Annotated in this window: 21 protein-coding genes; 11 read left to right on the forward strand and 10 right to left on the reverse strand. The window is 65.5% G+C overall.

The window, feature by feature from the left end; translation table 11 throughout:
- Positions 1 to 9 precede the first annotated feature (9 nt).
- The 5 genes from pqqA to pqqE are packed head-to-tail and all read left to right on the forward strand — an operon-like array spanning position 10 to position 3,228.
- Complete coding sequence (gene pqqA, locus SI859A1_RS22430) at positions 10 to 87, forward strand: pyrroloquinoline quinone precursor peptide PqqA (RefSeq protein ID WP_007067894.1); 78 nt, start codon at positions 10 to 12, stop codon at positions 85 to 87.
- A 42-nt stretch (positions 88 to 129) separates the two neighbouring features.
- On the forward strand, positions 130 to 1,044 hold the full coding sequence (gene pqqB, locus SI859A1_RS04025) for a pyrroloquinoline quinone biosynthesis protein PqqB (protein WP_040326259.1): 915 nt from the start codon (positions 130 to 132) through the stop codon (positions 1,042 to 1,044).
- A complete protein-coding gene (gene pqqC, locus SI859A1_RS04030; RefSeq protein ID WP_009208581.1) occupies positions 1,041 to 1,814 on the forward strand; it encodes a pyrroloquinoline-quinone synthase PqqC in 774 nt (257 codons plus the stop codon). Before pqqB ends, pqqC begins: the two co-directional genes overlap by 4 nt.
- Positions 1,811 to 2,089: a pyrroloquinoline quinone biosynthesis peptide chaperone PqqD gene (gene pqqD, locus SI859A1_RS04035; RefSeq protein WP_024349005.1), complete on the forward strand. Its 279-nt coding sequence runs from the start codon at positions 1,811 to 1,813 to the stop codon at positions 2,087 to 2,089. Before pqqC ends, pqqD begins: the two co-directional genes overlap by 4 nt.
- Complete coding sequence (gene pqqE / locus SI859A1_RS04040) at positions 2,086 to 3,228, forward strand: pyrroloquinoline quinone biosynthesis protein PqqE (protein ID WP_009208582.1); 1,143 nt, start codon at positions 2,086 to 2,088, stop codon at positions 3,226 to 3,228. The genes pqqD and pqqE overlap by 4 nt, the downstream gene beginning before the upstream one ends.
- 53 nt (positions 3,229 to 3,281) lie before the next feature.
- Here the strand turns inward: pqqE and SI859A1_RS04045 are convergent, their stop codons facing one another.
- From SI859A1_RS04045 to SI859A1_RS04075, 7 genes are all read right to left on the reverse strand, one after another.
- Complete coding sequence (locus SI859A1_RS04045) at positions 3,282 to 4,004, reverse strand: N-acyl amino acid synthase FeeM domain-containing protein (RefSeq protein ID WP_050767428.1); 723 nt, start codon at positions 4,002 to 4,004, stop codon at positions 3,282 to 3,284.
- 251 nt (positions 4,005 to 4,255) lie between these two features.
- Positions 4,256 to 6,193, reverse strand: coding sequence for a putative bifunctional diguanylate cyclase/phosphodiesterase (locus tag SI859A1_RS04050; RefSeq protein ID WP_009208584.1), 1,938 nt, complete (start codon positions 6,191 to 6,193; stop codon positions 4,256 to 4,258).
- Between the two features lie 148 nt (positions 6,194 to 6,341).
- On the reverse strand, positions 6,342 to 7,406 hold the full coding sequence (locus tag SI859A1_RS04055) for a magnesium transporter CorA family protein (protein WP_040325209.1): 1,065 nt from the start codon (positions 7,404 to 7,406) through the stop codon (positions 6,342 to 6,344).
- A gap of 94 nt (positions 7,407 to 7,500) precedes the next feature.
- A complete protein-coding gene (gene scpA, locus SI859A1_RS04060) occupies positions 7,501 to 9,663 on the reverse strand; it encodes a methylmalonyl-CoA mutase (RefSeq protein ID WP_009208586.1) in 2,163 nt (720 codons plus the stop codon).
- Positions 9,660 to 11,096, reverse strand: a complete 1,437-nt coding sequence (locus tag SI859A1_RS04065; protein ID WP_009208587.1) for a methylmalonyl-CoA mutase subunit beta — start codon at positions 11,094 to 11,096, stop codon at positions 9,660 to 9,662. Before SI859A1_RS04065 ends, scpA begins: the two co-directional genes overlap by 4 nt.
- Before the next feature lie 177 nt (positions 11,097 to 11,273).
- Positions 11,274 to 13,001: an HWE histidine kinase domain-containing protein gene (locus SI859A1_RS04070; RefSeq protein ID WP_009208588.1), complete on the reverse strand. Its 1,728-nt coding sequence runs from the start codon at positions 12,999 to 13,001 to the stop codon at positions 11,274 to 11,276.
- 179 nt (positions 13,002 to 13,180) lie between these two features.
- Positions 13,181 to 13,555 (reverse strand): hypothetical protein, encoded by a 375-nt coding sequence (locus SI859A1_RS04075; RefSeq protein WP_040325213.1) that lies wholly within the window; start codon positions 13,553 to 13,555, stop codon positions 13,181 to 13,183.
- A 199-nt stretch (positions 13,556 to 13,754) separates the two neighbouring features.
- Here SI859A1_RS04075 and SI859A1_RS04080 point away from each other — a divergent pair, with 199 nt between their 5' ends.
- Together SI859A1_RS04080 and SI859A1_RS04085 are read left to right on the forward strand one after the other, a co-directional pair.
- Positions 13,755 to 15,425, forward strand: coding sequence for a helicase HerA-like C-terminal domain-containing protein (locus SI859A1_RS04080; RefSeq protein WP_009208589.1), 1,671 nt, complete (start codon positions 13,755 to 13,757; stop codon positions 15,423 to 15,425).
- A 112-nt stretch (positions 15,426 to 15,537) separates the two neighbouring features.
- A complete protein-coding gene (locus SI859A1_RS04085; RefSeq protein ID WP_244400898.1) occupies positions 15,538 to 15,777 on the forward strand; it encodes an NINE protein in 240 nt (79 codons plus the stop codon).
- A gap of 42 nt (positions 15,778 to 15,819) precedes the next feature.
- On the opposite strand, the gene SI859A1_RS04090 is transcribed toward SI859A1_RS04085, so the two are convergent.
- The 3 genes from SI859A1_RS04090 to SI859A1_RS04100 all read right to left on the reverse strand — a co-directional run bounded on the left by SI859A1_RS04090 (position 15,820) and on the right by SI859A1_RS04100 (position 19,055).
- Positions 15,820 to 17,391, reverse strand: coding sequence for an FAD-dependent oxidoreductase (locus SI859A1_RS04090; RefSeq protein ID WP_148233722.1), 1,572 nt, complete (start codon positions 17,389 to 17,391; stop codon positions 15,820 to 15,822).
- Between the two features lie 162 nt (positions 17,392 to 17,553).
- The gene (locus SI859A1_RS04095; protein WP_009208592.1) at positions 17,554 to 18,258 is read right to left on the reverse strand and encodes a L,D-transpeptidase; all 705 of its coding nucleotides are present in this window, start codon (positions 18,256 to 18,258) and stop codon (positions 17,554 to 17,556) included.
- Between the two features lie 134 nt (positions 18,259 to 18,392).
- Positions 18,393 to 19,055, reverse strand: coding sequence for a haloacid dehalogenase type II (locus SI859A1_RS04100; RefSeq protein ID WP_009208593.1), 663 nt, complete (start codon positions 19,053 to 19,055; stop codon positions 18,393 to 18,395).
- A 195-nt stretch (positions 19,056 to 19,250) separates the two neighbouring features.
- Between SI859A1_RS04100 and SI859A1_RS04105 the strand changes: the two genes are divergently transcribed.
- The 4 genes from SI859A1_RS04105 (at position 19,251) to SI859A1_RS04120 (ending at position 22,555) form a co-directional block, all read left to right on the forward strand.
- Complete coding sequence (locus tag SI859A1_RS04105) at positions 19,251 to 20,114, forward strand: branched-chain amino acid aminotransferase (RefSeq protein ID WP_040325217.1); 864 nt, start codon at positions 19,251 to 19,253, stop codon at positions 20,112 to 20,114.
- 136 nt (positions 20,115 to 20,250) lie between these two features.
- Positions 20,251 to 20,853 carry a superoxide dismutase gene (locus tag SI859A1_RS04110; RefSeq protein ID WP_024348991.1) on the forward strand — a complete coding sequence of 201 codons (603 nt, stop codon included), beginning with the start codon at positions 20,251 to 20,253 and terminating at the stop codon, positions 20,851 to 20,853.
- Between the two features lie 197 nt (positions 20,854 to 21,050).
- Positions 21,051 to 21,512 carry a c-type cytochrome gene (locus tag SI859A1_RS04115; RefSeq protein ID WP_040325220.1) on the forward strand — a complete coding sequence of 154 codons (462 nt, stop codon included), beginning with the start codon at positions 21,051 to 21,053 and terminating at the stop codon, positions 21,510 to 21,512.
- Between the two features lie 86 nt (positions 21,513 to 21,598).
- Positions 21,599 to 22,555 (forward strand): c-type cytochrome, encoded by a 957-nt coding sequence (locus SI859A1_RS04120; protein WP_009208597.1) that lies wholly within the window; start codon positions 21,599 to 21,601, stop codon positions 22,553 to 22,555.

Below are 22,555 nucleotides of genomic sequence, written 5' to 3' on the forward strand. Positions count from 1 at the left end.
AGAATGACAATGGCCTGGAACAAGCCCGTTATCACGGAAGTTTGCGTCGCGATGGAAATCAACGGCTACATGCCGATCGAATTCTAATTGTCGACTGCACATGATAGCCGCGGGCGGGCACAGACCCGCCTGCGGCTTTCTGTATTGGGCTCCGCTGCCGGCGGCGGCTATCCCCAGTGGAACTGCCTCTGTGACGTATGCCGCCTCTACTGGACCGGCGACACCCGTGTCAGCGCGCGCTCGCAATCCTCGATCGCCGCGACGGCGGACGGTGAGAACTGGCTTCTTCTGAATGCCTCTCCCGACCTGCGCGAGCAGATCATGCGATCCCCGCCGATCTCGCCGATGGCCGGGGCTGCGGATACGGCGCGGCGTGCGTCGCCGATCGGCGCAGTGCTCGTCACCAATGGCGACGTCGATCATGTCGCGGGCCTCCTGACATTGCGCGAGAAGCAGAATTTTCCGCTCTACGGAACGGCAGGCGTTCTCGACGTCATCCAGCAAAACCCGATCTTTTCCGTCCTCGACCCCGCTTGTGTCGAGCGCCGGCCGGTGGCGGTCGGGCAGGCGTTCGAGCCGGTGCCCGGGCTGGAGGTCGAGATCTTCTCGGTTCCCGGCAAGGTCCCGCTCTATCTGGAAAAGGGCGAGGTCGACGTCGGCGAGGAAGGCGAGATGACCGTCGGCGTCCGGCTGACGGCGCATGGCCAGACCGCCTATTACATTCCCGGCTGCGCCGCGGTCACGGAACCGCTGCGCGAGCGCGTGCGCGGCGCCGACGCGCTGCTGTTCGACGGAACCGTATTCGAGGACGACGAGATGGCGCAGGCCGGCGTCGGTCCGAAGACCGGTCGGCGCATGGGCCACATTCCGATCTCGGGCGAGGGCGGCAGCCTGAACGCCTTCGACGATCTGGGGATCGGGCACCGGACCTATATCCACATCAACAACACCAATCCGATCCTGATCGAGGGATCCGACCAGCGCCAGGCTGTCGAGGCAGCCGGCTGGCAGGTCGCGAAGGATGGCATGGAGATCGCGCCATGACGGCTATGATGGATCGCGAGGCCTTCGAGGCGGCGCTGCGCCAGATCGGCGCCGAGCGCTACCATCACCTGCATCCGTTCCAGCAGATGCTACAGAATGGCCAGCTGAGCCGCGAGCAGGTGCAGGCCTGGGCGCTCAATCGCTACTATTACCAGTCGCAGATTCCGGTGAAGGATTCGCATATCCTGGCACGCCTGCAGACGACGGAGCTGCGGCGCGAATGGCGCCAGCGGATCATCGACCACGACGGACAGGAGGCGTCCGAGGGGCAGCCGGCGCAGCGCGGCGGCATCGAGAAATGGATCGCCCTGACCGATGGCGTCGGTCTCGATCGTGCCTATGTGGAGAGCGGCGCCGGTATCCTGCCCGGCACCCGTTTCGCGGTCGATGCCTATGTGCATTTTGTGCAGGAGAAGACGCTTCTGGAGGCCATCGCCTCGTCGCTGACCGAGCTGTTCTCGCCGAATGTCATCGGCACGCGCGTGCGCGGCATGCTCGAGCATTACGACTTCATCTCACGCGAGACGCTGGCCTATTTCGACAAGCGTCCCGTGCAGGCCAAGCGTGATTCCGATTTCGCGCTGGAGTATTGTCTGGAGAACGCCCGCCGGCCGGAAGAGCAGGAGGCGGTGCTGAACGCCCTGCGCTTCAAGTGCCACGTGTTGTGGGCGCAACTCGACGCCCTGTGTTTCGCCTATGTCGCGCCGGGTCTGACCCCGGCTGATGCCTGGCAGCCCGGCACGGCAGAGAAAGAGAATCCGAGATCATGACCGAGATTGCCGACACCACGATTCCGAAGCTGCCGCACGGCGTGAAGTTTCGCGAAGACAAGGTCCGCGGCAATTTCATCCTGGTCGGCCCGGAGCGGATCTTCAACGCCGACGGTGTTGCGACCGAGATCCTGAAGCGGGTCGACGGCAAGTCCGATTTCGGCACGATCGTCCGCTCGCTGGCCGAGGTCTTCGCCGCTGACGAAGCCACCATCCGCCCCGATGTCGCGAGCTTCCTTGTCGATCTCAGCGACAAGCAAATGGTGACGTTATGAACGAAGCCGTCTTTCCCCAGCCGGCCGGTGAGCCGGTTGCGCAGCCAACGCCGGCGCCGCCGCTGGGCCTTCTGGCCGAACTCACACATCGCTGCCCGCTGCGCTGCACCTATTGCTCGAACCCGCTGCAGCTCGACGGCCGGTCCAGCGAGCTCGACACCGAGACCTGGAAGCGTGTGTTCAGCGAGGCCGCCGAACTCGGGGTCATCCATATCCATCTGTCAGGCGGCGAGCCGACGGCGCGCAAGGACATCGTCGAACTGACCCGCCACGCCAGCGAGGTTGGCCTCTACACCAACCTCATCACCTCCGGCGTCGGCGTCAGCGACGACAAGCTGGATGCGCTGCTGGAGGCCGGCTGCGACCATATCCAGCTCTCGCTGCAGGGAGCTGATGCCCAGATCACCGAGCTTGTCGGCGGTTATCGCGGCGGGTTCGAGAAGAAAGAAGCCTTCGCCCGTTCTGTCGTCGAACGCGGCTTCCCGCTCACGCTGAACGCGGTCATCCACCGGATGAACATTCATCAGGTGCCGCAGATGATCCAGAAAGCGGTCGATTTCGGCGCCAAGCGCCTGGAGATCGCCCATACGCAATATTACGGCTGGGCCCTCAAGAACCGGGCACAGCTGATGCCCGCGCGCGAGGATGTCGACCGGACGATCACCGAGGTCGAGGAAGCCCGCGAGCGGCTGAAAGGCACGCTGGTCATCGACGCGGTGTTTCCGGACTATTACGCCAAATACCCCAAGCTGTGTAACGGCGGCTGGGGCGCGCGGACGCTGAGCGTGACGCCGGCCGGGCGGGCGCTGCCCTGCCATGCGGCCGAGACGATCAAGCATCTGGAATTCTGGTACGTGCAGGATCATTCGATCGCCGACATCTGGTCGTCGTCGCCGGCTTTCGAGGCCTATCGCGGCACGTCGTGGATGAAGGAGCCCTGCCGCTCCTGCGAGCGCCGGCATATCGATTTCGGCGGCTGTCGTTGCCAGGCGCTGGCGCTGACGGGCGATGCGGCCAATACGGATCCGGCCTGCATCAAGTCGGACATGCATCAGCGGCTCGGCGAGATCGCCACGACGGAATCCTCGGCGGTCGTCGATCCCGGCGCCGCCGTCTATCGCGGTTTCCGCGCCGGATAGCCGTCCGCGCCACCGGGCTCCGGGAGGGGCGCCGATTGCGCCCCTGAGTTTCCTCAGGCCGTCATGCCCGCCGTCTGGCCCGTCGCCTGCTTCCAGGAGAAGCGCCGCGCGGCATTGTCGTTGGCCGAGCCTGCCCAGCGCGCGCGGTCGACGAGGCTCGTCGACGGACCGTACAATTCCGCCCGTTCGCCGGCCGTCGACTGGAACACCGGAAACTTCGGATGGAGTTCGCGGCGCAGCGTCTGCATGTCGTTGTAGCAGAGCGCGATCGGCTTCTTCAGTCCGGGATAATGCCGGGCCGGGGTCCGCGGGTGCAGAAGGCAGATCCGGTCGTAGAAGGGCACGTGTTCGGGCCGCACCGTCGCCAGCATGTAGGTGGCGTCGAAATGGTCGGCGAGCATGGAGCCGAGCCTGAGGCCGGCGAAGGGGAGGAGGGTCGTCATCTTCCGGACGCTGTGGTCGACGACGAAACGGGTCGGGTCGACGAAGCTTTCGCCCTTGTCGAGCAACGGCGTCAATTCAGCGCCGAAGACATCCATGGCCGGGCCGACGCGACATTCCGGGGTGGTGATATGCAGGCGGATCGAGGCGACGAGCGCGTCGTCGATCTCGATGCCCAGTACGAATGCGTTGACATCTTTGTCATGACGATCAGAGAACATGCGGGACGGTGCTTCGCCGATCGCCCCTTCGGCCAGATACGCATCGTAGCGCAGGCGATAGATCTTTTCGCGATCCGTATCGCTGGTGGCCAGGAAATAACGGACGCTTTTCATGACGCTGGATATCTGAGAGCGACCGGAGAGTTTGCCAGACTTGCTCGTGCCTCGTTCCATGCTTCGTCAGTCCCCGCTGCGTTTGACGGTGATATCGTTCAAATTGTGCAGGCAGGATTACGTATTTTTAAATATATGCAAAGCTGATATTAGGAAATTAGTTAATTTCCGTTAGTGAATCGTCCGGTGTGTTGATTCTGTTCACGGAATCGCAGCGCAACTCGTGGGGTGCGCGGGAATTCGAGCGCCGCTTACTGTCCGGAAATGGCGATCCGCGGACGGCTCTCGGCCATCTCGCGGCCGGTCGAACTGCTGGCCCTGAGCAGCGTGCCGATGGCCGTCTCGGGCAAGGGGCGGCCGAAGACGAAGCCCTGGATCTGCGTGACCTGCGGGTCCGAAGAGACGAACTCCAGGAGCTCGATCGTTTCGACGCCTTCCACGACGATGCGAAGGTCCAGCGAGGCGACGAGGTGCACGAAGCCGCGCAGGAGCGACTGGCGTCGCTTGTCGGCGATGATGCCGGTGAGGAAGGACCGGTCGATCTTCACCTTTCCGATCGGCAGGCGGGCGATGTAGCTGAAGTTCGAGAAGCCGGTGCCGAAATCGTCGAGCGCGATGGAGATACCCATGTCGCGCAGCGCTTCCAGCTTGGCGAGGACGGGCTGGTGCTCGCCGAGAAGCAGGTTCTCGGTGATCTCGATCTCCAGCCGTCGCGGATCGAAATTGGTCTCGCGCAACGCGGTGGAGATGACCTCGACCATGTCGGCGCGCAGCAACTGGCTCGGTGACAGGTTCACCGCAACGGCGACGGAAGACGGCCAGTCGCTGGCGATCCGCATCGCCTCGTAGAGCGTCCAGTCCGTCAGCGTGCCCATCAGGCCGGTTTCTTCGGCCACCGGCAGGAACTCGCCCGGCGAGATCATGCGCCCGTCCGGCGCCATCCAGCGGATCAGCGCCTCGCAGGTGGAAATCCGCAGGGTGTTCGGCTCGACCAGCGGCTGGAAGAACAGGCGGAGCTGATTGTCCTCGAGCGCCAGGCGCAGGCCGGTCTCAATCCGCAGGCGATTGGTCTCGCGATCCAGCATGTCGGCGGCGAACATGCGCGCCGTACTGCGGCCGGCGCTCTTGGCCTGGTAAAGGGCGGTGTCGGCCTGGCGGGTGAGAAGCTCGGCGTCCTCGCCATGCAGCGGGAAGAGGGCGGTGCCGACGCTGCAGCCGGTCGTGGCCGGCGCACCGTGGATCATGAAGGGTTCGCGCATGGCCTCGACCAGCCGGTCGGCAAGGCCGGCGGCCGCTTCGGCATCGGCGCCATATTGCAGGATCAGGAACTCGTCGCCGGCAAAACGCGAGATGAAGCCGCTGGTCCCGACCACCTCGCGGAACCGCCGTGCCGTCTCGATCAGGACGGCGTCGCCGGCCTTGTGGCCGAGCGTGTCGTTGATCCGCTTGAACCGGTCGAGATCAACGAAATGAACCGCGAAGGGTTCGTAGGTGTCGCGGGTCAGCTCGTCGAGGCGGCGATTGGTGTAGGCCCGGTTGGGCAGATGCGTCAGCGTGTCGAAATGCGCCAGTTCCTCGTTCATGCGGGCCGCCCGCAGCGCGCCGAGGAAGGTTTCGCAGATCCGTCCGTTGGTCCTGAGAATGCCGGCGAAGAACACCAGCAGGATGAAGGCGTAGCCGACATACCAGGCTGTGCCCTGGATGAGCAGGCCGGTGACCATCGGCACGGCTGCCGCTGCGGTCTGGACGCGGGCGATCAGCGGGCTCGGGAAATTGCGCGCCTGGATGCCGATCAGATAGCCGATGGCCGTCGCGAAGGAGACGACCTGGGCGAAGGCGCCGCCGCCGACGAGGAAGACGATGGTGGTCCAGGCACCGACGCTGGCGACGTGGACAGTGCCGAGGACGAGATACAGCCGTTCCCAGAAAACGACGTCGAAGTCGGCATTGTGGGAGCGCTGCCGGACCATCAGCATGGTCACCAGCCGGATCGCGGCAATCAGGGAGGTGAAGGCGACGACGCTCCACAGGGCGTTCTGCCCGGTCTGGATCGCGGTCATGGAGGCGCCAACAGCGACGGCCACCGAGGCATAGGCGAAAGACAGCATATCGCCGTGCAGCGAGCGGACGATCTCGACGCGCTCGCTCGCTTCCCATCCGCCCAGCTGCAATTCTCGGGTCAGCAGCATACCGTCGGCCTCGCTTTCATCAGCGAAACTTGATCGAATTTCGTTAAGAGATCATTTAGCTACTTCTGCGCGATCATGGTCGGCCGATACACGCGGGGCAGAAGACGGTGATCCACGCAGCCGCAAAACGCTGCGTGCCTGCGTTCCGCTAGAGCCAGTTCTTGTAGCGGAAGAGGATCATCGGGACGACGGCGGAGACGACCATGGCCGCGAGCGCCAGAGGGTAGCCGAACGTCCAGCCGAGTTCGGGCATGTGCGTGAAGTTCATGCCGTAGATCGACGCGATGAGGGTCGGCGGCAGGAACGCCACCGCTGCTACCGAGAAGATCTTGATGATGGCGTTCTGCTCGATCGAGATCATGCCGACGGTCGTGTCGAGCAGGAAGGTCGTCTTGTTCGACAGGAACGAGACGAAGTCGTTGAGCGAGTGGACGTCGCGGGACATGGCCTTGACGCGCGGCCTGGTGTCCCGGCTCGACGGCTTGCGGCCGTCGAGGACGAGCTGCAGGAAGGGCAGCAGCCGGTCGAGGGTCGCGAGGCTCTCGCGGACCCGCGACGTGAGATCGCCGGCTGCACCGATCCGCCGTAGCAGCGACTTGAAGTCCGCAGTGCCCGTCGGCTTCTTTCTTGCCGACGAAGAGAAGATATCGTCGCCGATCCGGTCGAGATCGGCGGAGATGGATTCCAGGAGGTCCGCGACCCGGTCGACGACAGTCTCCAGGAGGCCGATCAGGATGCTGTCGGCCGTCGGCGTTCCGGGGTGACTTGCGGTCTTGGCGGTCTTGGCGGTCTTGGCGGTATGCGTCGGCTGCGCGTCTTCGGGCGACATATGAGCGGTGCTGGGTGTCTCGCGGCAGAGCTTGGCGGCATAGATCGCGAAGCTCTTCGGCTCGCTGTAGCGCAGGGTGATCAGCCGGTCGCCGGTCCGGATGAAGGTGACCGGCGCGAAGGACGGCTTGCCGCTGTCGAGGCCGAAGACCACCGAGGCGGTCATGAAGTCGGCGCCGTCTTCGGAATGGAGCCGGCTCGAGACCTCGATCTCGTCCATTTCCTCGCGGGTGGGCACGTCGATGCCGCACAGCCGTTCGACGGCCGAGACGTCGTCCGCCGTCGGGTTGAGGAGGTCGAGCCAAATGGCCTCGGTCGGGATCGCGTCGCCCTGCACCGAACGGGGGCGCATGAACCGGCCCGAGGGCGTGTAGGCCTCGATCATGGGCGCCATCCGTCGAAGGCGCGGGATCGGCGCTTCCCGCAGGGATCGCCGCTCGATGGCGCAAGCGCGCCGGTGCAGTGGGGCGTCACGGGACCTACTCTGCCGCCAGCTTGCCGTGTCCGAGATGGGCGGCGAGCGACTGCAGGAGATCGGCCGCCGCTTCCGCGACGACGGTGCCCGGCATGAAGATCGCGGCCGCGCCGGCTTCCTTCAGCGCCGGGACGTCCTGGGGCGGAATGACCCCGCCGACGACGATCATGATGTTCTCGCCACCTTCCCGGGCGAGGGCAGCCTTCAGCTCCGGCACCAGTGTCAGGTGACCGGCGGCCAGCGACGAGGCGCCGACGATATGGACGTCGTTCTCGACGGCCTGGCGAGCCGCTTCCTCCGGCGTCTGGAAGAGCGGGCCGATATCGACGTCGAAGCCGAGATCGGCAAAGGCCGAGGCGATGACCTTCTGGCCCCGGTCGTGACCATCCTGGCCCATCTTGGCAACGAGGATGCGGGGACGGCGTCCCTCGGCCTCGGCAAAGGCCGCGCTCATCTCCTGAACCTGCGCAACACGATCCGCCATGGGACCCGCCTCCCGCTTGTAGACACCTGCCACGACCTGCGCCTTGGCAACATGGCGGCCGAACACCGTCTCCAGCGCATCGGCCATCTCGCCGACGGTCGCCTTGGCCCGGGCTGCCGCGATGGACAGTTCGAGGAGGTTGCCGTTGCCCTCGGCTCCGGCTGTCAGCGCCGACAAGGCCGCCTTTGTTGCGGCATCGTCGCGTTCGGCCCGCAATTGCTGCAGCTTTTCGATCTGCTGGCGCCGCACATCGGCATTGTCCACCCGCAGGACATCCACGTCGTCATCGCTGGCGTTGCGGAAGCGGTTGATGCCGACGACGGTCTGGGTGCCCGAGTCGATCCGCGCCTGGGTCTTGGCCGCGGCTTCCTCGATCCGCAGCTTCGGCAGGCCCTTTTCGATGGCCTTTGCCATGCCGCCCATCGCCTCGACCTCGGCGATATGCGCGAGCGCCTTTTCCGCGAGAAGATGGGTCAGCCGCTCGACATGGGCCGATCCGCCCCAGGGATCGATCAGGCCCGTTGTGCCGGTTTCATGGGCAAGGACGAGCTGGGTGTTGCGGGCGATGCGGGCAGAGAAGTCGGTTGGCAGCGCCAGTGCCTCGTCGAAGGCATTGGTGTGCAGCGACTGGGTGTGGCCCTGCGTCGCTGCCATCGCCTCGACGCAGGTTCGCACGACGTTGTTCATCACGTCCTGCGCCGTCAGCGACCAGCCGGAGGTCTGGCAATGGGTGCGAAGCGAGAGCGAACGCGGATCCTGCGGCGCGAAGTTCTCCTTCATCAGCGCTGCCCAGATCAGCCGTGCGGCCCGCAGCTTGGCGATCTCCATGAAGGCGTTCATGCCGACCGCCCAGAAGAAGGACAGGCGCGGCGCGAAACGGTCGATGTCGAGCCCGGCGGCGACACCGGCCCGGGCATACTCAATGCCGTCGGCGATGGTGTAAGCCAGCTCCAGGTCGGCCGTCGCCCCGGCTTCCTGCATGTGGTAGCCGGAAATCGAGATCGAGTTGTATTTTGGCATGTTCTTCGAGGTGAATTCGAAGATGTCTGAGATGATCCGCATCGAGGGCGCCGGCGGATAGATGTAGGTGTTGCGGACCATGAACTCCTTCAGAATGTCGTTCTGAATGGTCCCGGACAGATCGGCCTGCGCGACACCCTGCTCCTCGGCTGCGGCCACATAGAGGGCGAGGACCGGCAGCACCGCGCCGTTCATGGTCATCGACACGCTCATCTCGCCCAGCGGGATGCCGTCGAAGAGCTGGCGCATGTCGATGATGGAATCGATGGCGACGCCCGCCATGCCGACGTCGCCCGCCACGCGCGGGTGATCGGAATCATAGCCGCGATGGGTGGCGAGATCGAAGGCGACCGAGAGGCCCTTCTGGCCCGCGGCGAGGTTGCGGCGGTAGAAGGCGTTCGACGCCGCCGCGGTGGAGAAGCCGGCATATTGCCGGATGGTCCAAGGCTTCTCGACATACATCGTCGGGTAGGGGCCGCGCAGATAAGGCGCGATGCCCGGCTGGGTATCGAGGAACGGGCAGCCTTCCAGCGTATTGGCGCCGTAGGCGCCGCCGATGGTGATGCCTTCGGGCGTTTCGAACCCGTCAGTCGCCGGCGCTTGCGGCGCGGCTGCGTTCGGGCGGCTCCAGCCGATCTGCCTGAAATCCGGGATCGCGCTCATCGGCTGGCCTCCGAAGTTTCGCTGAGACGGTGCGGACGCAGGGGCTCGCAGCGCATCTCGCCGTCGGATGCGGCGGGATCGCTTCGATCGGCGGCAAGGATCGTGTGATCGCGCTCGCTCTGGAGAGGATAGAGGCTGGCGCCGATGACGACGGTCTTGCCGTCCTCCAGCCGCCGCTGGCGTTCCAGGCGCGCGTCCATGATCCGGCTCTGCAGGGCGCCGGTCTTCAAGCTGGCAACGATGCCGCCCTCGGCCTCGATCTCGCGGAATTCGTCCCAGGCGGCCTCGGCGGTCAGGTCGGTCAGCGCCTCGATGCTGCCCGAGCCGGCGGCGGGATCTGCCACCAAGGCGAGGAAACTCTCTTCCTGCAGGATGATCTGCAGATTGCGGGCAAGGCGGCGCGCCGCCCGATCGGGCAGGCCGAGCGGCGCGGTGTAGGGCAGGACGGCCAAGCTGTCGGCCCCGCCGGTCCCCGCGGCGAACGCGGCAATGGTGGCGCGCAGGATGTTGGTATGCGGGTCCATGGCAGCCATCATCCGCCAGGACGTCTCGACATGGATACGGGTCGCAGATGGCGCCTCCTCGCCGCAGGATTCTAGCAGCTTCGCCCAGAGCAGGCGCAGGGCCCGCAGCTTGGCCGTCTGCTCGAACTGGCGCTGGTCGACGGAGAGGGTGAAGCCGATCGCGGCGGCGGCATCGGCGACGCTCAGGCCGGCGTCGGTCATCGCGCGCAGGTAATACAGCGCGGTCGCCAGAACGGCGCCCAGTTCCTGCGCGGCGGTGGCGCCGGCGTCGTGATAGAGGCGACCGTCGGCCTCGGCGACGCGGCCGGTGAAGCCACTGGCGCGCAGCCCCTTGGTGGCGCGGCCGGCATGGGCCCGGAAGGCGCTCTCGGCACCGGGAAAGCTGCCGCTGATGGCAAAGGGGCCGACTGCATCGAGGCAGAGATCGATCGCCAGCGTCTCGAATGCCTGGTTCCGCGTCTTCGCCAGCGAACGCAGGGCGTCCACGGCAATCCGGGCGTCCAAATGCGGTTCGATCCGCAGGGAGATCATGGAGAGATCGACGCCGTCGAGGGCGCGGGCGATCGCCTCCGTCTCCATCGGCAGGCCGAAACCATGGGACGAGGCCGAGCCTGCAAAGACCAGGGAAAGCGCGTTGGCGCCGCCTTCGAGATCGGCCAGCGCCTGCTGGTTGGCACGGGCCGGATCGGGGTCGTCGATCCGCTGGACGATCTGCCAGGGACCGGACGTCGCACGTGCGAGCGGCGCGTCGGTGCGGCGCCCGTAGAGGGGACCGTAGCCGAACCCGTCCTCGGCTGTCGTCACGAGGGATTCGAACGATCGCCCCTTCAGGCCCTTTTCGACGCGCGCTCGCCAACCGGCTTCGTCAACTTCCGGAAACTCGATGGCTTCGATCGTCAGCGCCGTCATGGGCCCTCCTCGTGCTGCCTGGTCGCGGCCATCCCCGAAAGGCGGTCGCGAAGGTTAGGCGGCTGGCTCCCCCACCTGTCCTTCTCATTCGTCCGGCTGCTTCCATAGGCTGTCCGGCCGGGAAACGAAACTGGCGTTGCCATGGCGTCTGGCCAGACCCGCGCTTGTCCGTGCGAGCTAGTGCGGGATTACGGCGTCGCAGGGCGCTCGCAATTGCCACACCACGCCCGAGACCGCGTAGTCCATCTCGACCGACCCGTTCAGGCCGCGCGATGTCATCTTCTGGGTGACCAGCGTGCCGAACCCCGAATGCTTGGGCTCGATCACCGGCGGTCCGCCGCTCTCGCTCCAGGTGATGATGAACTCGGCATCCATCGACCAGGAGATCACGACCTTGCCCTCCGACGTCGAGAGGGCGCCGTATTTGACGGCGTTCGTGGCCAGTTCGTGCAGGGCGAGGCCGAGGGTCTGGGCAGCCGTCGGGTTCAGCCGGACGGACGGACCGCGAACCTCGATCTGCTCGCCGCCGGCGCCGAAGGCATGGAGCTGGGCGTGCACGAGGTCCTTGACCATGGCGCTTTCCCAGGCGCGGCTCGACAGGAGATCGGCCGAGCGGGCCAGCGAACTCAGCGCCTCGGAGAGGGTCGCCAGGAACTGCGTGGTATCGGCGCTTTCCTTGGCCGCCCGGCGCGCGATGGCGGCGATGAGGGCGTACTGGTTCTTGGCGCGATGGGTCATCTCGCGCATCAGGAAGCGGTTCTGTTCCTCGGCGTCGCGGCGGGCGCGGGACGCCTGGGCCAGGACCTTCGAAACCTCGGCAACCTCGGCGATGTCGGTGCCGATCGTCGCCGCAGGCTCGCCGGCGCCGATGGCGGCAGCCTGCTTGGACAATTGCAGGATCGGCGCGGCGATGCGGCGGCCGAGCAGGATTCCCAGCACGATCGAGAACATCAGGAGCACAGTGCCGGCGCTGATCAGCAACAGCCAGGATCGCAGGACGGGCTGTACGATGACCGAGTTGGGCACGGCGAGCGTCGTCGTCCATCCGGTCAGGCTGGACACGGTGGAGGCTTCGATCAGGTCGCGGCTCATGCGGGCGCCGAGCGTCTCGATGATCGAGGGATTGTCGTAGGAAATGCCCTGCTGGGCCTCCATCCGGCCTTCGCTGGTGACCGCGGCGAAGACCCGCTTGCCGTTCGAATCCTTGATGATGGCGGACCATTCGCGTGGCAGGTTGCGATCCGCGATCACCGCGCTGAGCGTATCCGCGGCCTTGCTGATGATCAGGACGTAGGAGACGTCGTTGCCGCGGAACACCGGCACCGCGACATGGAACACGAAGCGTTCGGAGCGATCGCCGAAGAACACGCCGGACACCGTCGGCTGACGGGTCTGGCGCACCCGATCGACGGTTTCGGTGTAGCTCATGGCGCGGACCGGAGCCGGATAGGGATCCAGCGTTGAGGCGACGATCCGACCGTTCGGCTCCACCAGCGCGGCATCGGTGTTGGTGGTTTTCAGCGCCGCGACCGTGCGGGCGTGGAACCCGGCCAGTTCACCCTCGGCCAGAGACGGCGAGGAGGCGAGCACCCGGCCGGTGGTGATCATGCCGTAGATTTCACGATCGACCGCGTTGGAGATGATCTCGGCGGTGTCGTTGACCTGAGCGGCGGCGATCTCGCGCTGCTGGGCGGAGAATTGCAGGATCAGGAATGCGCTGAACAGCAGTGCCGGGATCAGTACGATGACCGCGAACAGCACCAGATGCGCGAGGAGTGGCGGTCGCCGGAACAGGCGGGAAAGGTTGAACGACCCGGCAGCCCACAAACGCGTCAGGGAAGAACGCAGCCGGGACACATGCTGAGGGGTGGCGCCCGGTTCGGCGCTGATCGGGTCAGATGTCATTCAAGGACCTCGCTCCCCCCGATGACGCTGTGTTCCTTCGACACGGCCACATTTCCGTTGTTCGCCAAGACCATAGGCGAAGGCAACGGCTTTATCCAGCGCGCGGCTGGCGGTCTGCGCGGAAAGGTGGCCGGCCCGTAACGAGGTCGGCCACATCATGGCGTCCGGGGAACTGCCGCTCAGATATACTGCGACAGGCCGGGCACGGAGGAGAGGGCCTTGTCGACGGTCTCCGGGTCGGTCTGGGTCTTGGCGAAAGCCACCAGCTCGCGCGCCACGGTCTGGATCTCGCCCATGCCGAGGCCGAGGCCCATGAGCTTGGAGCCGAGGCCCATGATGCCGCCACCGAGCATGCCGCCCATCAGCCCGCCGCTGCCGCCTTCGCCGGCGGTCGCCATCGCGTCTTCGGCGCCAGGCGTCTCGGCGATCATCTTGCCGACGGCCGGATCGTCCCCTTCGGCCTTCACGAAGGCGAGGATATGCCCGACGGCCTTCTGGGCGGCGGCTTCATCGATACCGGTTTCGGCGGCAATCTTGGCGAACAACTCGTGCATGGATGGTCCTCTTGGATCGGAGGCTCTGCCCCGGACATGCCGCTAAAGACCGGCCCTTGCGGGGTCGGCGCGAATCAGCGGGACTTTGGCAAAGCCGGCGGGGGCGCGCAATTGCAATCGGCGACGGCGCCCTGATGTGCGCTTGTGTCGCCAGAAGACCGGCATGTAAGCTCCGGCCTCCGCAAGAGGGGGACGCCGCATGCTCGAAGACGGTCGGATATATCTGGGATCCAGCCGCGACCCGAAGGACGCGATCAAGAAGGGCGAGTATCTCGACCTGACACGCGCCAATCGCCACGGCCTGGTGACGGGGGCAACCGGTACCGGCAAGACGGTGACCCTGCAGATATTGGCGGAAGGGTTTTCGGAGGCCGGCGTGCCGGTGTTCTGCTCCGACATCAAGGGCGATCTGTCCGGCGTGTCGCAGCGCGGCGAGGGGAAGGATTTCCTCGTCGCCCGGGCTGAGGCCATCGGTCTCGATCCCTATTACCACGACCTCTATCCCGTCGTGTTCTGGGATGTCTTCGGCAAGAAGGGTCACCCGATCCGCGCGACCATCTCCGAGATGGGGCCGCTCCTGCTGTCGCGGCTGATGAACCTGTCGGACGCGCAGGAAGGCGTTCTCAACATCGTCTTCAAGATCGCCGACGAGGAGGGGATGCTGCTCCTCGACCTCAAGGATCTGCAGGCGATGCTGGCCCATGTGGCCGAGAATGCCGACGATGTCTCGAAGCTCTACGGCAATGTCGCCAAGGCTTCGGTCGGCGCGATCCAGCGGTCGCTGCTGGTCCTGGAACAGCAGGGGGCGGAGAATTTCTTCGGCGAGCCGGCACTGGCGATCGCCGACCTGATGCGCACGGACCGGGACGGGCGCGGCATCGTCAACATGCTGGCCGCCGACCAGCTGATGATGAATCCACGGCTCTATGCGACCTTCCTGCTCTGGCTGCTATCGGAGCTGTTCGAGGAACTGCCGGAGGTCGGGGACCCGGACAAGCCGAAGCTCGTCTTCTTCTTCGACGAGGCGCATCTGCTGTTCGACGACGCGCCGAAGATCCTCGTCGACCGGGTCGAGCAGGTGGTGAAGCTGATCCGATCCAAGGGCGTCGGCGTGTATTTCGTGACGCAGAACCCGCTCGACATGCCCGAGGGCGTGCTGGCGCAGCTCGGCAACCGGGTTCAGCACGCGCTGCGGGCCTATACGCCGCGCGAGCAGAAGGCCGTGCGCACGGCGGCCGAGACCTTCCGCCCGAACCCGGAATTCGACTGTTTCGAGGCCATCACCAAGCTCGGCGTCGGCGAGGCCCTGGTCTCGACGCTCGACAAGAAGGGCGTGCCCTCCATGGTCGAGCGTACGCTCATCCGTCCGCCGGCCGGCCGGCTCGGTCCGGTGACTGAGGCGGAGCGGGCGCAAACGATGGCGAAGAGCCCGGTCGCGGGCCAGTACGACCACGCCGTCGATCGGGAATCGGCCTATGAGATGCTGATCGGCCGGGCCGAGGATCAGCTCGCGCAGGAAGAAGAGCAGCGCCGGCTGGAAGCCGAGCGGAAGGAAGAAGCGGCACGGCGCGCCGATGCCGCGCGCCGCCGTGAAGAGGAAGAGCGGGACGCGCCGCCGCCTCGCCGGACGCGGACCGGTTTCCAGCTTCCCGATTTCGGCCTTGGCGGCGACGGCCGCGACGACACCCAGGAGGTGGAGGAGGCAGAGCCCGCACCGCGCCGCCGCTCGGCGCCCCGTCGGCGTTCGTCGGGCTATCAGCGTCAGACCGTTACCGAGACCATCATGAAGCAGGTCGGCCGCACGGTTGCCTCGACGGTGACCCGGGCGATCCTGCGCGGCGTTCTCGGCAGCCTGAAACGCGGGAAGTGACGCGACAGAAGTGATGCGCCTTGTCCGCGGCGGCGTCGGGACCAGGGCGGCAACTTTCAAACCGGCGCGCCCGTCCCCATCTGTCAGGCGACGCGGAATGGAAGGAATGGGCATGAACCGGAAGTCGACACTCGCATCCTACATCCTCTGGCTTCTCTGTTTTGCCGGGATTTGCGGGCTGCACCGGTTCTATCTCGGCCGGCCCTGGACCGGATTGCTGTGGCTCCTGACCCTCGGTCTGCTCGGCATCGGGCAGATCGTCGACCTCTTCCTGATCCCGGGCATGGTCCGCGAGGAAAATCTCGAAAGCCGCATCGACATGATGGAGCGCGAGCGGGGCCGTCTGTCGTAAGACGTTCGGGGCGGCGCAGATGCGCCGCCGTTCCGTCAGGGGTCAGTTCAGCAGCCTTGCGGGTTGCCAGTCGACCGCTGCCAGATCCGCAACGGCCGGCGTGCGGTCGCTCAGCATGACCGCATGCAGGTCGGCCGTCGTATCGGCCTTGCCCCGACCCAGTGCCGCCACGACGCGGCCAGCGACGATGTAGAAGGCGGTGTAGTTGCCCGCTTCGAGATCGCCTTCGATGTGGATGTCGTCGTAGCTTCGGGCGTTTCCGACATAGTGGATCGGACCGTACTGGGCCGACCAGAAGAACGGCACACCGTCGAAGGTGCCGGCTTCGCCGAGCATCGCTGCGGCGGCGTGGCGACCATGCTGCTCGGCGACCCGCCAATGCTCAATGCGCGTGCTGTAGTTCCGCCCCGCCAGCGGAAAGTTTGCCACGTCGCCGCCGGCAAACAGGCTCGCATCTACCGACAGATCGGCGGCGACATCGAGCCCGCCTTCAATGTCGTCGCCAAAAATCTCCAGACGAGGACTGGCGCCAACGGCGATGAGCACGACGTCAGCCGGGATGCGGGTGCCGTCAGCCAAATGAACCGTCTCGACCTTGCCGTGCTTCTCTTCCAGTTCGGAGACGACCGAGTTGGTGCGCAGATCGACGCCTTTGGCGCGGTGCTGGGCTGCGATCTGGCCGGCTACCGCCTCCCCGAACTTCGAGGCGAAGGGCAGGGTCTCGCGGGAGATCAAGGTGACGGTCTTGCCGTTCTGGATGAGACCGGCCGCGACTTCCATGCCGATGAAGCCGGAGCCGATGATGACGATCCGGTTGGCGGCATCGACGGCGCCCTTGATCGCCTTGGCGTCATCGTGGCTGCGCAACGTGAAGACGTTTGGCAGGCCGGCATTGTCGAGCGGGAGCGTGCCCGCGCGGCTGCCCGGCGCGGCGAAGCACTTGTCGTAGACGAGACCGGCATTGACGCCGTCCTTGTCGCGAAACTGGATGGTCCGCGTGGCGCGGTCGATCCGCGCGACCGGCTCGGTCATCCGCTCCACCCCGATCGCGTCGAGCCCGCCATCGCCAAGAAGCGGCAGGTCGGCGTCGGATTTTTTGCCCTGCATGTAGGCCTTGGACAGATCGGTGCGGTCGTAGGGCGGTTCGCCTTCGTCGCCGAACAAGACGATACGGCCGTCGAAACCGCGGCGCACCAATTCCTGGGCGCATGCAACGCCGGCAGCCCCGGCACCCACGATGGCGAAGAGACGGTCACCGCCCGCCTTGCGCGCCGCGGGATCCACCTCGGGCCGATGGACGCTGGCGCCCTCGGGAATGTCGACATGGACCCGGCCTGCGGCGATCTCGGTGGAGAAATGGTTGAGGCAGCCCTGTCCCGGCGGCTCGATGTGGTCGCCACTGGTCAGGTCGAAGATGGCATGATGCCAAGGACAGATGACCCGGCTGCCAATGCGGGTCCCGTTCTTCAGCGGCGCGCCCTTGTGCGTGCAGATCGCGCCCGTGGCGTGAACCGTATCGCCGTCGCGGATGAGCAGCACCTTCAGGCCGTCAATCTCGACTTCGGTCATGCCGGTTTCAGGCAGGTCGGCGAGTGCACAGACGTCATGTTTCATGGAAATGCGGTCCCTTGGCCGGATCTGGAAGCCTTCCAGCCAACGGAGGGCAAATGCGGACGTTCCGTCCGCGACCTCGGGCCGCGGCAGTGAACCGAAAAGCAAAAGGGGCGAGCGGTTCGGCCGCTCGCCCCTTTTGTCAGAAGAGAATTCGTTCTGCGATCACGCCACGAGACCGCCCTGGCGAACCAGAACCGGCGAACCTGATGGAACGCGGTCATACAGGTCGATGATGTCCTGGTTCATGAAGCGGATGCAGCCCGAGGAGCCCGACGTGCCGATGGTCCAGTATTCCGGCGACCCGTGCAGGCGATACAGCGTGTCCTTGCCGTTCTGGAACAGATAGAGCGCGCGCGCTCCCAGCGGGTTACCGATGCCGGGCTCCATGCCGTCGGCATATTGTGCCAGCTCCGGCTTGCGGGCGATCATCTCCTTCGGCGGAGTCCAGGTCGGCCACTTCTTCTTCCACTGGATCTTGGCCCGGCCCGACCAACCGAAGCCTTCGCGACCGACGCCGACGCCGTAGCGCATGGCACGGCCGCCGGGCTGGACGACATAGGCAAACTTGTTGGCGGTATCGACAACGACCGTGCCGGGCTTCTCGCCGGTCGGATCGGCGACTTCCTGCCGGTAGTAGATCGGATCGACGCGGCTCAGATCGATGGCCGGAATCCGGTAGCCTTCATCCACCAGGGCGTCGTACATGGCGCGATACCGTGCCGGAGCGCCGCCCTGCGGCGCGGGGTAGGGGGGGACGGAGGCGATGCGCGCGCGCGAGCCGCTGGTGCAACCGGCGGCAAGTGCAGTCGCGCCGATGCCGAAGCCCAGAAGCAGCCTGCGCCGCGAGAAATGTGCGGAATTTTCCATTGTGGTCCAGCCTTCGATTTTTCTGGCGGGATCGATAGACGCGCCCCGCTTTTTGTCATTCGCAGGCTAAACTTGCGTACTTCGGAGAGGTTCCGAAGCCATCACAGCTGTTTGACCAGGAAGGAGAACGCCGCTCAAACGAGTTTCGGCAAATCCCGCAGATCGGGCAGGACCCCGCTCGGCTGCAGGTCCAGATATTCGTCCGGTTCGCCGCCGCGGTTGATCCAGACCGTATGGAAGCCGAAGGCGGTCGCGCCGGCGATGTCCCAGCGGTTGGAAGACTGAAACGAGACCGCATCCGGGTAAAGCCGGAAGTGCGTCGTCACCAGATCGTACATGGCGGGCGCCGCCTTGTAGGTCCCGCAATCCTCGGCGGAAAAGACGATGTCGAAGACGTCGTCGAGACCGGCGGAGCGAACGGCGCGCGTCAGCATGTCGCGGGAGCCGTTGGACAGGATCGCCAGACGGGCGCCGCGGTCGCGCAGGGCGCGCAGCGTCGAGGGCACTTCCTCGAAGGTGTCGAGGTCCCGGTATGCTTCCAAGAGACGACCGCGCAGGGTCGGATCGGCTGTGGGGACCTTCTGAAATGCGTAGTCGAGCGCGTCTTCCGTCAGATCCCAGAAATTGCGATGGGTGCCGCCCATCAGGCTGCGCACCCAGGAATATTCCAGCTGCTTGCGGCGCCAGATGTCCGCCAGCAGACGTCCGTCCTCGCCAATCTCACCTGCCAGGCGAGCGACGGCGGCGCCGGTGTCGAACAGCGTGCCATAGGCGTCGAACACATAGACTGAATGCAAGGACGTCTCCCTCGGGTTGCCGGGCCCCGTTCGGTCATATGGGCAGGGTCTCGCGATTGAAAGACCGAGAAAGCATCGCGACGACATTCGTGGCCATCATCGCCCAGCGCGTGACGAGACGTTGCTGCTGCGCTATGGACGGGCAGGGGCCGCGCCGTGCCCCACGCTTCATGCAGAGCCAATCCGGAGCCGGCCATGCCGCAGGAATTCTCCCGTACCCGCACCTTCGTCGATGGCCAGTGGCACGACGGCAATCCCGGCCTGATCGGTCCGCGCAGCCACGCCATGTGGCTTGGGAGCTCGGTGTTCGACGGGGCGCGCTGGTTCGAAGGCGTCGCGCCGGATCTCGATCTTCACTGCGAGCGCGTCAACCGGTCAGCCGAGGCGCTGGGCCTGAAAGCGACGATGGCGGCCGACGAGATCGTTCGTCTTACCCACGAGGGTCTGCAGGATTTCGACGGCAAGACGGCGGTCTATATCCGGCCGATGTACTGGGCCGAGGACGGCGGCTACATGGGCGTTCCGGCCGATGCCGAGACCACGCGCTTCTGCCTGTGCCTCTACGAATCGCCGATGATCGCATCCTCCGGCTTCACCCTCGGCGTGTCGCCGTTCCGCCGCCCGACACCGGAGACCATGCCGACGCTGGCTAAGGCCGGCTGCCTCTATCCGAACAACGGCCGGGCAATCATGGAGGCCAAGTCGCGCGGCTTCGACAATGCGCTGGTCCTCGACATGCTCGGGAATGTCGCCGAAACCGGCACGTCCAACCTCTTCATGGTCAAGGACGGCGTCGTTTTCACTCCGGTCCCGAATGGCTGCTTTCTCAATGGGATCACGCGTCAGCGCATCATTGCGCTGCTGCGCGAAGCCGGCCACGAGGTGGTGGAAACGACCCTGACGGTGGCCCAGTTTCGCGATGCGGACGAGATCTTCTCGACGGGCAATCATTCCAAGGTCGTGCCGGTCGTGGGCATCGAGGACCGGCAGATGCAGGCCGGCGCCGTCTATGCCGAGGCTCGCGAACTGTACTGGTCATTCGCCCGCGCGGCAGCGTAGGAAGAACTGGCCGAAAAACGGTGGCAAATGCGACCGTTGGCACTAGCTTCGTTCTCGCCGATTTTTGCGCGTAGCGGAAACACTCGCCGTGTTGAGCCGTTGCGCCGCTGACGACACCAACAAAAGGAGACGGACCATGGCTTTCACGCTTCCCGAGCTTCCCTACGCCTATGACGCGCTGGGACCCTACATGTCTGCCGAAACGCTCGAGTTTCATCATGACAAGCATCACCAGGCCTATGTGACCAAGGGCAATGAGCTGGCCGAGAAGGCCGGCATGGCCGATCTGTCGCTGGAGGAGGTCGTCAAGAAGTCCTACGGCACCGATCAGGCGCTCTTCAACAATGCCGGCCAGCACTACAACCACATCCATTTCTGGCAGTGGATGACGCCGAATGGCGGTGGCAAGAGCCTGCCGGGCAAGCTGCAAACGGCGTTCGACAGCGACCTCGGCGGCTACGACAAGTTCAAGGCCGATTTCGAGGCCGCCGGTGCCGGCCAGTTCGGTTCGGGCTGGGCCTGGGTTGCCGTCAAGAACGGCAAGCTCGAGATCATGAAGACGCCGAACGGCGAGAACCCGCTGGTCCACGGCGCCGTTCCGATCCTCGGCGTCGATGTCTGGGAGCATTCCTATTACATCGACTACCGCAACGCGCGTCCGAAGTACCTGTCGGCCTTCGTCGACAATCTGATCAACTGGGATCACGTGCTCGAATGCTACGAGAAGGCGACCGCCTGATCGCTGCCATCCTCACCGGTCGGTCCTGACCGGGTTGCCTATGAAGGCCCCGCGGCATCCGTCGCGGGGCCTTTTTCACGTTTGCACCCCACGTGATCGTGAGCGCGACGCCAGGTTTTCAAGATTGCGCGGTTGCCGGATCTGGTTTCAACTTTCACCGCACCGGCTGGTCTGGCCGGAATACCGGGAGAGTTTACATGCTGCAGAGCAAACTCATCGTCGTCACTGCGGGTGTCGTCCTGTCCGCCGCAACCATGGTCTCCGCCTTCGCGCAGAACGTTGAACCCATCAAGGCCCGTCAGGCGCTGATGGAAGACAATGGCGACTCGGCCAAGGCCGGCGGCGCAATGCTCAAGGGTGAGGCTCCCTTCGATGCCGCAAAGGTCGCGGCGATCTTCACCGAGATGCACGACGTGGCGATGAAGTTCGGCGACTACTTTCCCGAGGACAGCAAGACCGGCAACGACACCGAGGCGGCGCCGGCGATCTGGGAAAAGCCGGATGAGTTCGAGGCAGCACTCGTCAAGTTCCAGCAGGATACCCAGGCTGCCATCGATGCCGCGCCGCAGGACATGGAGTCCTTCAAGCAGGCATTCGGCATGGTCACCCAGAACTGCAAGGGCTGCCACGAGGATTTCCGCATCGACAAGGACAAATAGGCGGATCGCGGCATGACGCCGACGCGGTCGCGATCGAGAGAGGCTGGCCGTTTGTGCTGCCGGCGGGATGAGCCGGGATCGGTGCGATGCTCGACCGGATCCTGACGGGCCTCTTTCTTCTCGTGGTCCTGGGGGCGGGCGGTTTCTATCTCCTGACCATGCCGCAGCGCCTCAATGCGGCGACGCTGGCGGAGGTCCCGGCCGGCGACGCCACGAAGGGCGAACGGCTCTTCTGGGCGGGTGGCTGCGCGTCGTGCCATGCACCCGCCAAGGCCAAGGACGACGATCTCCTGAAGCTCGGCGGGGGGGCGCCGCTCGAGACTGATTTCGGCACGTTCCACGCGCCCAACATCTCTCCCCATCCGGTCGACGGAATCGGGGGCTGGAGCTTTGCGGATTTCGCCAATGCGATGCAGCGGGGCGTCGATCCCGCCGGCCGGCATCTCTATCCAGCCTTTCCCTATACGTCCTATGTCAACATGCAGTTGGCCGACGTGGCCGATCTCTGGGCTTTCCTGCAAGGTCTGCCGGAGGTCGAGGGCAAGGCGCCGTCGAACGCGCTGACCTTCCCCCTCAATCTGCGCCGCGGGGTCGGGCTGTGGAAACTCGCCTTCCTCGGCGATGGCGAACCCGCGGTAGACCTGCCGGCGGATGCTCCGGAGGCGGCGCATGACGGGCAGTATCTTGTGGAGGGGCCAGGCCATTGCGGCCAGTGCCATACGCCGCGCAGCTTTGGCGGAGCCGGCGGGCTCGAACTGACACAATGGCTGGCAGGCGCGCCCAACCCGGAAGGCGAGGGACGTGTGCCCAACATCACCCCGTCGCGGTCGGGGATCGGCGGCTGGTCGGCCAGCGACATCGCCTATTATCTGGAAAGCGGCTTCACGCCCGATTTCGATTCCGTCGGCGGCGCGATGGTCGACGTACAAGAGAACGTGGCCCGACTGCCGGCCGAAGACCGTGAGGCGATCGCGGCCTATCTGAAGGCGATCCCCGCCATCGACAGGGATGCAGGGGCCGCCGAGGCATCGCCATCGGATTAG

The sequence above is a fragment of the Aurantimonas manganoxydans SI85-9A1 genome (assembly GCF_000153465.1).
GTDB lineage: Bacteria > Pseudomonadota > Alphaproteobacteria > Rhizobiales > Rhizobiaceae > Aurantimonas > Aurantimonas manganoxydans.